Genomic DNA, 12,421 nt, shown 5'->3' on the forward strand with positions numbered 1-12,421 from the left:
TGTTATTTTCTCGTGTTGTCTGGCAGGCAATGACGCTGTTCTGCCTTTCCGTGCAGTATGTAATGAAGTAATGGATTGATAGAGCCTTGCGCTACGTCCGCATAAGTCTGCAAGTACCAGCGCGTATCAAATAAAGCACTCGGGCTATAACCTTTATCAGCACCAATCTGGATAAAGTGCTCAATGGCCGACAGACCGGAGTCCGCAACTTCCGGATAACGATGCAAATACCAGAGTTCGTCGAACAGGCCAGATGCCGCAATACGTTCTGCATTGCTCATGGAAACCGCTGGTGTGGCTGTTGGATTTTCTTTAAATGTGCGGCCCAGGGCGCGCACGGGGGCGGTCAGTTTCCAGGACACGGTCTGCTTCAGGTTTTGAGCGCGATCTTTCGCTTTCTGAAGTTGCTGTTCTTTTTGTTGCAGTTCGCGAGTTAATTGCTCGGTATGGCGTGTCATGGTTGCCAGTTCGCGGAAACGTTCGCTGATACTGGATTCCAGCGCTTCGTTTTGCTTAACCAGATCATTAATACGCGACCCAAGCTGAGCTTGCTGCTGCGTGGCTTGCTGCTTGAGGGTCGTTAGTTGCTGTTGCAGGTCTGTAGTACTCTGGGTCAGGCTGGCTTGCTCTTTGAGCCATGCTTGCTGATGATCGTTGTATTCTTCAGCCGCTTTAATTGCTGCCTGGTCACGCTCTTCCAGGTAGCGGGTCAGTGTTGCGATCTCAGTAGCCTGTTCACTCAGCGTTTGTCTCAGTACGTTCAGCTGCTGTTGATGTTCTTCTGTCAGTTTTCTCTGTTCATTGACTGACGTCTGCTCACGTTCTTCCAGCCATTGGGTCAGCGTTGCGATCTCCGTAAACCGTTCGCTCAGGCTTTGATTTAGCTGGCTCAACTGCTGCTGAGATTCCGCTTGTTCCGCATGGTGTCGCTGCAGCAATACCGCGAGTTCATCACGGGCCAGCTCAAGCTCATTATTCTGCTTATCGATTGTCTGAGTGCTTTCTGCGAGGCTCTGGGTGAGATGATTAATTTCACGATCACGAGCATCTAAGGCGCCATCCAACTCCTGCTCGCGCGTCTGCCATATTTGCTGTGCCGCTTCAAACTGCTCCAGCACAGCGCAACTTGCCGCGAGATCGGTGGTCAGGGCGTTACACTTATTCTGTAGCTCATCATGCGCTTCAGTCAGTGTTTGTTTCTGCTGTTGCCATTGGCTGGCTTCGGTCGCCAGAGTCTGGCTGAGTTGATCCTGCTGCTGATGTGCTGCAGTCAGTGCGGTAGTCAGCTCATCAATCTGCTGCTGCAATGCGCTGAGCTGTTGTGAATACTCACTGAGCACTACGTTGTTTTTATTGAGTGCGAGGGTCAGTTGCGCGGCACGCTGGGTTTCTTCATTAAGGTGCAATGTTTGCTCATGCAGTTGCTGTTGCAGGGCGTTCTGCTGTTCCTGCGCTTCTGTTTGTTGTTCCTGCAGCGTTTGCTTTTCTTGTGCAATCAGGTCACGTTCGGCAACCGCCTGGGTAAATTGCTCTCGGGTTTCTGCGAGCAGAGTTTCCAGGTTTTGCTGGCTTGCCAGACTTTCGTCTCGTTGTTGTTCACAAAGTGTGAGGGTCGTTTGCAGTTCGGCGGCATGCTGGCTGGATGTCTCCAGCTCTGTGGTTAACGCACTAATCTGCTGCTTCTGAAGAGTAAGTTCAGCGGTTTGATCGGCCTGTTGCGCGAGCTTTTCTTCCAGCGCTTTAATGGTGTGATTCTGAGCAGTGATGCGCTCCGCCAGGCGTCCCCTTTCCAGGGCCTGTTGCTCCATCACATTCTGAGTTTCTGCTTGCTGGCTTGATTGCAGCGCAACCATCTGGCGCTTTATTTCGCTGTTTTCCCAGCTATAACCACAGGCTTTACCGAGACGAGAGAAGACTTCTTGTACCTGTCTGGTAGCAGACGGATTATCTGAGAGACCATACAGGCTCATCATCTCTGATGATTGCTCGCTGCCGACACCAATCACGCCCAGCCCGTGCCCATGGGCAAACTCAAAATGAGGGTACTGCTGCTTAAGCTCATCCAGAAGCTGGAATACCCCAAAGCCGCGCTCACGTACGTTGGTGTCATGCATGATGACAACGGCTCTATCAGAGAGCTTCGGCAACCAGCTCTCAAAATCATGACGTACAGCTTCCAGGGTATGCAGGCCATCGATATGCAGCAAATCAATGCTGCCCTGCGGGAAGTGTTCCAGTGCCTGATCGAATGTGCTGCGCACAAGTGTGGAGAAGTCTGAGTAGTGTTGCTGGTTGTATTCAGAAACCTGACGATAAACCTCTTCGCCATACTGGCCTGCATGTTCATCACCGCCCCAGGTATCTACCGCATAGCATTGGGTTTGGAGATCCAGCTTCGTCACGGCCTGGCAGAAAGAAAAATAGGAGCTGCCGTAATGGGTACCCAGCTCAACAATCTTGCGGGGTTGCAGGGTGTCAATTAACCAGAAAGCAAACGGAATATGTTCTAACCAGGCGGATTGTGCAATGTAGGAAGGGCGCCAAAAAATAGGGCGCTTAAAAATAAAATCCAGCTCGGTTTTTGTTTGTTTTTCGGATGCTTGTTTTAGGCGCGCCTGTGAACGGCTGCTTTGCTGAGTGCCCATGGGATATCCCTTCAATATGAGAACAATGGTTAATTAGCGTGATCGGCAGGTTGACCACTTTATGATTGTTGCGTGTGAGCCAGATCCCCTGGTTGGGTTCTGGCTCAATCACAGGATGTTGTTAGTCCTGATGCTCTCGCAGAGTTGCCAGGCCCATCACGATCAAACCGTATAACAGGCACAGCAGAACGCCGATGGTAGCCAGGTTATAAAGGCGACGTGGGTATTCGGCATCTTCAGCCAGCGTTGGCTGACTGATAACCAGCAGGTGTTTAAGTTTGCGGTACGCTTCAATTCTGGCTTGCTCCAGGCTGATAAGGCCTGTTTTATAGAGGTCCGCCGCAAGTGTGGCCTGCGTTTGAACATCCATATAGCTGGCGGTCACTTCGTTCATTGAGTTTTTATCCGCCCCGGTGAGTCGGGCTTGTTCTTGCGCTAACTGCTCGGTTAACGCATCGACTCGAGCCTGAACGGAAACAACAGCAGGTGCGGTTGATTTCATATAGCTTTGCAGCTGTTTTAATTGGGCCTGTTGCTGTGCTAGTTGAGCTTCAATCTGGCTTACTACACCCATGCGGGCCGTGCTGGTTGATTCTGGACTAATAAGGTGATGGGTATTTTGAAACTCCAGCACTTTGGCTTTTTCGGTCTGTAATCGTTGATAGGCGTGATCAACTTCTTTTTCAACAAAGGCCAATTGTTCCAGTGCGACCTGGTGTCCTAGTTTATTGATAAAGCCTTCGGACTCTTTAAGCATTACTCCAACCACTTTTTGCCCATAGGCAGGGTCAAAGGCCTGAAGCTCAATCGTCAGCACACCGGAGATATCATCCAGACGCAATGTAAGATGTTCACGGTAGTATTTAAGAAATTCTTCGCGGCTGACATTGTCTGGAAGGCGAGAGAAGTAATCGACTTTGTGGCTTTGATAATGAGCTTTCAGTCCAAGCTCTTTGTCCAGTTTATTAAGAAGATCGGCAGATTTAAGATAGTCCTGAATCAGTAGCATATCCTGATGATTGTTGCCGCCCAGCCCCAACATCGATAGGGCATCCGGCAGCATTTTAATCTGGTCAGATTGTTTCACGACTAACTCCGCTCGGCTTACATAACGATCCGAGGCAATGAACCCGAAGTAGATAACGGCGATGGCAAAGCAAGCCACTACCCACTGAAAGCTACCGAGCTTGAGGCTTTGTTTCCATGAACGGTGAGCAAATTTATAACCGCTGGAATCAATAATGAAATGTTTAGGTTTAGTTTTTAATTTATTCAGTTTGCGCATCAAACCTGAATGTTTATTAAAGCGGGATGGCTGGGTCATTTTTTTGGGCTTGTTATAGTTTCTGATAAATGCTGATTGCATCTTCAATATTGTCAAACATCTCAAGAGTGCTGTTACGTAGCACAATTCCCATGTCACATTGTTGACGTAAGTTTTTCATATCGTGAGACACCATAATCAGGCTGGCTGTTTCGCGCTTTTGGTTAAAAACATCAATGCATTTCTGTTTGAAGCGGGCATCGCCTACGGAAGTAATTTCATCGGTTAGATAGATTTCAAAATCAAAGGCCATACTGACAGCAAATGAGAATTTAGAACGCATTCCGCTGGAATAGGCCTTAATAGGTAATTCGAAATGTTGGCCTATTTCAGAAAAATCTTTTACCCATTCTTCAATGACCTGCGTATCACGTACACCATGTATTCGGCAGACAAAGCGAGTGTTTTCTCTTCCGGTCATACTGCCTTGAAACCCCCCTCCTAATGCAAGAGGCCATGAGACTCTACATTGACGGGTAACTTTTCCTTTACTCGGCGCGTCCATGCCACCTAGCAGGCGGAGCAGCGTTGATTTTCCTGCACCATTGGCACCTAAAATACCTATATTTCGATCGCGAGGGAGGATGATATTCACATCACGCAACACATAATTACGCCCAAATTTGGTGGGGTAATATTTAGATACGTTATCAAGTATGATCATATTAACTCAGCTTTAGCTGGCTATCAGACGACGGTGGCTTAGACGATAACAACTCATTGCAAATGTCAGTATTACCAAGGTAACGCTCGATAAAAAAAGCCAGCTCACATCAGGGCTGACGTAGCCAGCAATCCAGCCAGCACGAATTAACTCAACAGCATGCACCAAAGGATTCCATAAAAACCAGTGTTGGTACTGCGCCGGTATGCTCGCAAGGGGATACATCACACAGGAAACAAACATTAGCGGCATCATAATTAAGCTTAGAAACTTGTCTGCTTCTTTAAATAAACTGCCCAGAACACAAAAAATAACACCCAACGAAAATGAAAAGATCATTAGTAAAGAGTAGATTAAAATAACTTGTAAAGGATCGTTGGGGATAGCATCAAAACCAAACCAAAGTAATCCTAATACAAGTACACAACCTACAACCAAACCAATAATAGCTTCAAGAATAAATCGGGCAATAAAAGTTGCGAAGGGTGTAACTTGTCGGTAGCAGAAAAGTCCCATGTTGGCATTAACAGCAGATTTCAACTGGCTGACCACTTTGTTGAAAAACATGAAAGGCAAATAGCCTGCAGTTATAAAAATTTGCACTGGCACACCACCAAAACCGCTCTGGCTACGCATCCCAAAAATCGCGCTAAACAAACCAATCATCAACAACGGATCCAACAGCGCCCAGGCATACCCCAGCCGGTAACTCCCAAATCTCGTTTTCAGTTCACGAATAAGCAGGCCAAACGTCACATCGCGCAGCACCTGGAACGAGCTGCGGGGCGTTTGATTGAGAACAGGTTTAAGCATAAGAAGGCCGATGTAACAGAAAGGGCCCGCGATGACGCGAGCCCGCTTTGAGGGTTAATTCAGGACCACGTTGGCCGCCACGGCAACCTGATAGATGACCTGAGTGATGTCCTTGATGGACTGCATCATTTTGCTGTCCACTTTCGGCATGACCAGAATCTGATCGCCCGGCATCACATCACCGCCGTCTTTAAACTCCATCAGCCCGTTGGCATGTACCACGGCAATACGCTGGTCGTTCGCACGGTCGGTAAAGCCGCCTGCCCAGGCCACGTAGTCTTCCAGGCTGGCGTTTTTGTTGAAGACCACCGCCTGCGGCATCATCACTTCGCCACCCACCTGAATCAGGTCGGTTTTGTTCGGGATCACAATCTGGTCGCCCTGTTCCAGCAGGATGTTGGCGATCACGCCCTTATCTGACACCACCACTTTACCCAGCGGCTGGATCTTGCGGGCTTTTTCCACAAAGCGCATCACCAGCTCGGCTTCTTTGGTACGGATGGAGGCTTCACCGTCAGAGCTGGCTGGCGCGGTAAACACGCTGCGCTCCAGGCGGTTGAGGGAGTCTTCCAGCATCTCTTTCTGCCGCGCGGCCACGCTCTTACGCATGATGTAGATCGAGCCGTAATCCGCCATGTTCGGGTCAATCGGGATGTGGTTCAGCAGATCGTGCAGACGGGTCTCTTTACGCACGGTGAAGTAAGATGGCCCACGGTAGCTGCCCATCACCTGCACGTCGTACACCTGCGCATGCATGTCGTCGTTGAACAGCACTTTGTCGCCGTCGCTCAGCTGAATGCGGTCGAAATCTTTATACGGCATATAGACCGAGAACGGACCGTTGGAGCGATCGCCAATCACGCCCACGTGGCTCACCTTGGCGAGCGGCAGGGCGTAGTCGATCAGCTCAGAGCCCAGCGCGGTGCTGTTCTTCAGCTCGAAGCGGAACGGGTTACGCACTTTCCCCGCCACGTTGATCATCGGCCCCTGAGGTTCAACCAGGATCACGTCCTGATCTTTCAGCGACAGCTTCGGCATTCTGCCCTGCTGCATAAACTCGTAAAGGTCGATCTGCTGGATCACGCGGTTCTGGCGCAATACTTTAATGTGACGATAGCTTCCGCGGTCGGAATCGATCCCTCCCGCGCGTTTCAGAAAATATAAAACGCTGTCGGATGACTGTCCGGCATATTGTCCAGGGCGGATCACCGGTCCGGTGACATATACGCTGACCGGCGTCGCGGTCAATAAATTAACGTAAACATTAACGTTATTGGTGAATACTTCGCTGATGTGGCTGGTGACTAAGTTATTAACCTTGCTCGCCGCAACGTTTTTAACGTTAATTGGCCCGACATCAGGAATGAAAATATTACCCTGATTATCCACGGTCACGACGTTGGAGAAATTCACTGCACCCCAGATCCAGATATTCAGCTTGTCGCCGGGGGCAATCAGGTAATTATCGTTCAGGCCGTCGCTGCGCTCGGTTTCATAGCCACCGGCAAACAGGTTGGCACCGTAAGGAGGGGGCAGGCCGGACTCGGACTGCGGGAGGAGTTTACGCACGTCGGACTCGCCCGGCAGTAACATGCCCTGACGGTTTTGCTGCGCGAAAGTCCCGGTGGTGGAGGAGGTGTTCGCCTGGCCGCTCATCGCCTGCTCGCCGCCAAGTTGCAGTCGGCCATCGCCGTTATCTGCCGGGGTGTTCATCCCAAAAGCCTGGGCTTCTTGCTGGGTGGGGGCGGCTAAAGATGCGCAGGAGACGCAGGCCAGCAACAGAACGGCACTCAATTGCCGTAAATTCGTTATCTTCACAACATTTCTCTTCAAAATTATTGCACGGCAAGCAGGTTACTGGCGGAAGCCTGTTCCAGCTGCGGTACCAGATACCAGGTATCACCGTTCTTGCAGGTCACACCGCGCTGGGACTGGTTGTAGTTGCGGTTACGCAGCAGTTCAATGCATTCCAGCCCAAGGGCAGAGACATAGCGCTGGCCTAAAGTGTAGGTATTGCCATTGGCGCTGAGCGATGCGCCCTGCGGCAGCGTGTTCAGAGGTTGTTGCAGGTTGGCTGCCATAGCCTGGAGGTCGGTAGAAGCAGTCTGATTCACAAGCGGTCGGGATGCTTCAACCTGCTTCGGGGAATATGCGCAGCCACTCAGCATGAGGGCGAGCGAAATCACCAGAAGGCGAGTTGCATTCTTCATAAGATCAATATTTTCCAACAATTCTAAAACTGGAATGTGAAATAAAACTTTGATGATATTCGGCTGATTTTAATAGCAAATCAGCGGAGAAATCTTGCAGGCGCAGGAGATGCAAAAACGCAGGCGTAAGTAAGAGAATCCAAAAAAAGGGTAGGCTACCGCACGGAAAAGTCCCATTCCGGCTAAAAATTGTGCAGCTTTTATTGTAATGACGCAGGGGTACTATTCAGCCAACAACTAATTTGACTTTTATTATTCACTAAAATGTTTGCGTGACGGAGATTACATAATTAGGACGATTCTGTCATTTGAAATTCATTCAATTTGCGTATCGATCGCGGAAAAATAGCAAAAGCCTATTAACTCTGGTGGGGGCGAGAAAATTCTTATTGGGCTATGAGAATTAATGTCAGTGATTATTTCTAAGGTAAACTAAATCGTATGAAAAATAGCCAGCCGCGAAGGCGGCTGGCTGGGGGAGGGAATTAAACGGTTAATTCTTGCTCAATTAACACCGGATGAAATCTGCGTTTAAAGTAAATCAGCCCGTGTCCGTCCTCACTTAAGTGGATATTTTTGATTGCCACCAGGTAGACCAGGTGGGTGCCGATGGTCTGTACCTGGCTAATCTCACCTTCCAGGCTCGCCAGCGCTCCGCTTAACACCGGCTGGGCCAGCACCCCTTTTTGCCAGCAGGAGAGGGTGAACCGCTCCTCCATCGCCATGCCGGTCATTCCGGCAAAATGCCGCGCCATCAGCTCCTGTTCGTGGTTGAGCACGTTAATGCACAGCTTGCCGTTCCCCTGGAAAACCGGGTTCATGGCGCTGTTGGCATTCAGGCACACCATCACCGACGGTGGGGTATCCGTTACCGAGCAGACGGCGGTAGCGGTGATGCCGCAGCGTCCGGCTTCGCCGTCGGTGGTAATGACGTTGACCGCCGCAGAGAGGCTGGCCATCGCGTCGCGAAAACGCAGGCGTTGTTCATCATGTTGCATGTTTACCTCCCGCTGCCTTATTTCAGCAGCTTGTCCAGCAGGTTGATATCGGTGTTGTTGTGCAAGTGCGGAACCGTCCAGCCGTTCTGGTCGTACTCAGACAGGCAGCGGTCGACCATCGCCATCATCTTGTCCATGTTGCCGGAGGTCTGCGCCTGGCGCAGGCACTGCAGGCGGATCTCATCCTGGCTACCGGAGTAGTTGATCTCGTACAGCTCGTGGCGACCGCCGAACTCGCTGCCGATGGCATCCCACATCAGTTTTAAGATCTTGATGCGCTCCACGTGGTCCATGCCGTTAGAGCCGCGCACGTATTTCGCCAGGTATTTGTCGATCTGCGGATTGTTCAGATCCCGGGCGCTGGACGGCAGGTAAATCAGGCCGCTGGTGACGTTGCGCTCGATAATGTTTTTGATCTTCGCGTAGGCCATCGGGGCCATCACGCGGTAGGTTTGCAGCGCCGCGTGGTCCGGCAGGTACGCGCCGTTGACCCACGGGGTGGCTTCTGAACACATGGAGTCGCTCAGCGCCCAGAACATGTTGCGCCAGGCCACCACTTCGCCCAGATCGGCCTGCACGCCGCGGAATTCGGCGGTGCCGGTACATTCCAGCGACTTTTTAAGCAGCCCGGTGATGAAGTCGAGCTTCACCGCCAGGCGCACGCACGCCTGCAGGGGATACATGCGGGCGAAACCGCCTTCCATGGTCCAGCGACGGCAGCGGTCGAAGTCGCGGTAAATCAGCACGTTCTCCCAGGGGATGAGCACGTTATCCATCACCAGGATCGCATCGTTCTCGTCAAAGCGGCTGGTGAGCGGGTAGTCGTAAGGGGAGCCGGTCGCGCCGGCCACCAGTTCGTAAGAGGCGCGGGAGATCAGCTTCACCCCTTCGGCATCCATCGGCGCGACGAACATCAGGGCGAAGTCCGGGTTATCGCCCATGACCTGCGCCGAGCCAAAGCCGATCATGTTGTAGTGGGTCAGCGCCGAGTTAGTGGCAACCACTTTTGCGCCGCTGACGATGATCCCCGCGTCGGTCTCTTTTTCCAGCTTGATGTAGACGTCTTTCACTTCGTCGGCCGGTTTATGGCGGTCGATCGGCGGGTTGACGATAGCGTGGTTAAAGTACAGGCCGGTTTCCTGAATGCGGGTGTACCAGTTCCGGGCGTTCTGCTCGAATTGACCATAAAACGCCGGGTTAGCGCCCAGCGCGCAGCCGAAGGCGGCTTTGTAGTCCGGGGTGCGTCCCATCCAGCCGTAGCTCAGACGGGACCACTCGGCGATGGCGTCGCGCTGCTGGCGCAGATCGCTGGCACTTTTCGCCACGCGGAAGAACTTATGGGTGTAACCGCCGCTGCCGGTATCGGTGTTCCAGCACAGCGTATCCTGCATGTCAGGTTTGTGCAGCGCATCGTACAGTTGCGCGACTGAGGCCGCCGCATTGCGAAACGCCGGATGGGTGGTCACATCTTTCACGCGCTCGCCGTAGATGTAGATCTCACGGCCATCCTGCAGGCTCTTCAGATACTCTTCGCCGGTTAACGGACGTTGGGTGCTCGCGCGGAAATCTTCAGGTTTCATAGGGACCTCGTATCGGAATAGGGTTGTTAAATTTATGTGTTGTTTTTGTTGTTTAATTGAAGCGTGAGAGAGGCGGGCCGTGAAGGGACGAATGGGTCAACGACGGGTACTTTTCAGGCGGGTTTGAGAATTGTGATCGGGGTGGGGTTTGAGGGTGGGAATTGTGTTTTTCCCTCTCCTCTATGGGGAGAGGGTTAGGGTGAGGGGAACAGGCGGCTCAGGTGGTGGTTCCGTTCACTTCCAGAGCCGTGCTTCTCTGTTAATACGGAACCGGTGAACGTGCCAGGGCGGCTCAATCGCCACCGCCCTGGCGACCCGGGCTACCGGCAAGAAAATCGCCGCTTCGCGGTGCCTTCGTCTTATTCCTTCCGGCTTTCGGGTCGGGCACCAGCCTGCATCCATGCAGGCTATGCCCTCTCGGCGCGTCCATGCGCCTCGCCCCGGCCTGCAGGAAACGACTCAGCGATTTTCAGCCGGACCAGGGGGCGGCTTCAGGTTTGTTGCTTTCAGCTGCACTGAAATCGCTGAATTAACAGCTTTCAAACTCCTGATTAGCTTGCTTCTGTAAGCATGCTTCGCAGGCGCTAAACCAGCTTCGTTATCTGTGTGATGTCGATTTAGCACCGCATCTCGTCGAGCAACTGGTGTACCTGGCCGTGCAGTGATCCTGTGCGGTCTGCCTGCCGGGTGGCGCTGCGCTTACCCGGCCTACGTGAGTGTGCGGGTTTGTTCCCTCTCCCCAGTGGGGAGAGGGTTAGGGTGAGGGGAACAGGCGGCTCAGGTGGGGGTTCCGTTCACTTCCAGAGCCGTGCTTCTTTGTTAATACGGAACCGGTGAACGTGCCAGGGCGGCTCAATCGCCACCGCCCTGGCGACCTGGGCTACCGGCAAGAAAATCGCTGCTTCGCGGTACCTTTCAGTTGCACTGAAATCGCTGAATGAACAGCTTTCAAACATTGATCCTGTGCGGCCTGCCTGCCGGGTGAAGCGCAGCGATCCCGGCCTACGTGAGTGTGCGGGTTTGTTCCCTCTCCCCAGTGGGGAGAGGGTTAGGGTGAGGGGATCAGGCCGCACTCTATAACCACCTGCTTCTGGAAGCATGCTTTGCAGGCGCTAAACCAGCTTCGTTATCTGTGTGAAGAGTACTTACGGCCGCATCTCGTTGAGTAGCTTATGCACCTGACCGTGCAGTGATCCTGTGCGGTTTGCCTGCCGGGTGGCGCTACGCTTACCCGGCCTACGATTCGTAGCCCCGGTAAGCGCAGCGCCACCGGGGAAGAAGGCCGCAGAGGAGTCAAGACACCGGCACCTTCTGCGCCCGATACATGCTCGGCGAGCACCCCACTAACCGGTTAAAAAACCGCGCGAAATAGGCCGGGTCTTTAAATCCCAGCAGCCAGGCGATCTCGTTCACCGCGCTGTCGGAAAAGACCAGCAGCCGTTTGGCTTCGCGCAGCTGGCGGTCGAAGATGAGCCGTTTCGGCGGGCGGTTGGCGAAGCGGCGGCAGATATCTGTCAGGCGCGATTCGGTAAGGTGCAGTTCGCTGGCGTAATCGGGCACCGTCCAGTGCTGGTGGAAGTGCCCGTCGACCATCTGGTTGAAGCGCTGGAACAGCTTCAGTTCGCCGCGCATGCCGTTAGCCGCATGATCGTCGAGCTTCGCATTGCGCAGCAGCAGGGTGAACACCGCCTGCGCCAGCAGGACCAGGGTGTGTTCCCGTCCGGGCAGATCCCCGGTGGACTCCCGTTCAATCAGCCGCCAGTAATAGCTGAGCGCCGCCAGCTCGTCCGGTTTATCGGCGAGTGACAGGCAAATGCCCGGCAGCCCGAAGGTCTCCCGGGTCCCGGGGTAGAGCACTTCCAGCAGCGGCCAGATCAGATCTTCGTGCACCGTCAGCACGTGCCCGTCGCTGTCCGATTCGGTGAAAAACGCGTGCGGCACCGACGGCGGGGTAAGGACAAACAGCGGGGCCTGCACCGAGTAGCGGTGATCGTCCAGCTGGAGCTCGATCTGCCCGGTATCAAGAAAGTGCATCTGAAAATAGTGGTCGTGGCGATGGGCCTGCATATCGCGGCCAAAAAAGGCCGCCATGCGGGCAAAGGACTGGTAGTGCACATCGTCAGTACCCAGACTCTCGTCGTACTCTTTGCTGATGTCGATATTGGCAATCGGGCTCTGGCACATAGC

The 12,421-nt window shown here is 53.0% G+C and carries 9 protein-coding genes; all 9 read right to left on the reverse strand.

Going from position 1 to position 12,421, the window contains the following annotated elements; translation table 11 throughout:
- Nucleotides 1-2: 2 nt before the first annotated feature.
- The 9 genes from FHN83_RS14735 to hpaA all read right to left on the reverse strand — a co-directional run bounded on the left by FHN83_RS14735 (nucleotide 3) and on the right by hpaA (nucleotide 12,418).
- Nucleotides 3-2,645 carry a class I SAM-dependent methyltransferase gene (locus FHN83_RS14735; RefSeq protein ID WP_139564223.1) on the reverse strand — a complete coding sequence of 881 codons (2,643 nt, stop codon included), beginning with the start codon at nucleotides 2,643-2,645 and terminating at the stop codon, nucleotides 3-5.
- 121 nt (nucleotides 2,646-2,766) lie between these two features.
- Complete coding sequence (locus FHN83_RS14740) at nucleotides 2,767-4,011, reverse strand: sugar transporter (protein WP_255296389.1); 1,245 nt, start codon at nucleotides 4,009-4,011, stop codon at nucleotides 2,767-2,769.
- Complete coding sequence (locus tag FHN83_RS14745; RefSeq protein WP_139564225.1) at nucleotides 3,983-4,633, reverse strand: ABC transporter ATP-binding protein; 651 nt, start codon at nucleotides 4,631-4,633, stop codon at nucleotides 3,983-3,985. Before FHN83_RS14745 ends, FHN83_RS14740 begins: the two co-directional genes overlap by 29 nt.
- A gap of 12 nt (nucleotides 4,634-4,645) precedes the next feature.
- Nucleotides 4,646-5,446, reverse strand: coding sequence for an ABC transporter permease (locus FHN83_RS14750; RefSeq protein ID WP_139564227.1), 801 nt, complete (start codon nucleotides 5,444-5,446; stop codon nucleotides 4,646-4,648).
- Between the two features lie 54 nt (nucleotides 5,447-5,500).
- Entirely contained in the window at nucleotides 5,501-7,264 is a 1,764-nt protein-coding gene (locus tag FHN83_RS14755; RefSeq protein WP_039030505.1) for a polysaccharide biosynthesis/export family protein, read from the reverse strand.
- Nucleotides 7,265-7,281: 17 nt separating this feature from the next.
- The gene (locus FHN83_RS14760) at nucleotides 7,282-7,560 is read right to left on the reverse strand and encodes a hypothetical protein (RefSeq protein WP_251929681.1); all 279 of its coding nucleotides are present in this window, start codon (nucleotides 7,558-7,560) and stop codon (nucleotides 7,282-7,284) included.
- 581 nt (nucleotides 7,561-8,141) lie between these two features.
- A complete protein-coding gene (locus FHN83_RS14765) occupies nucleotides 8,142-8,654 on the reverse strand; it encodes a 4-hydroxyphenylacetate 3-monooxygenase reductase subunit (RefSeq protein ID WP_139564229.1) in 513 nt (170 codons plus the stop codon).
- A 17-nt stretch (nucleotides 8,655-8,671) separates the two neighbouring features.
- Nucleotides 8,672-10,234, reverse strand: a complete 1,563-nt coding sequence (hpaB, locus tag FHN83_RS14770) for a 4-hydroxyphenylacetate 3-monooxygenase, oxygenase component (RefSeq protein WP_039030502.1) — start codon at nucleotides 10,232-10,234, stop codon at nucleotides 8,672-8,674.
- Nucleotides 10,235-11,527: 1,293 nt separating this feature from the next.
- Nucleotides 11,528-12,418: a 4-hydroxyphenylacetate catabolism regulatory protein HpaA gene (gene hpaA, locus FHN83_RS14775; protein ID WP_139564231.1), complete on the reverse strand. Its 891-nt coding sequence runs from the start codon at nucleotides 12,416-12,418 to the stop codon at nucleotides 11,528-11,530.
- Nucleotides 12,419-12,421: the final 3 nt, after the last annotated feature.

It is taken from the genome of Leclercia adecarboxylata (assembly GCF_006171285.1).
In the GTDB taxonomy this organism is placed as follows: Bacteria; Pseudomonadota; Gammaproteobacteria; order Enterobacterales; family Enterobacteriaceae; genus Enterobacter; species Enterobacter barmai.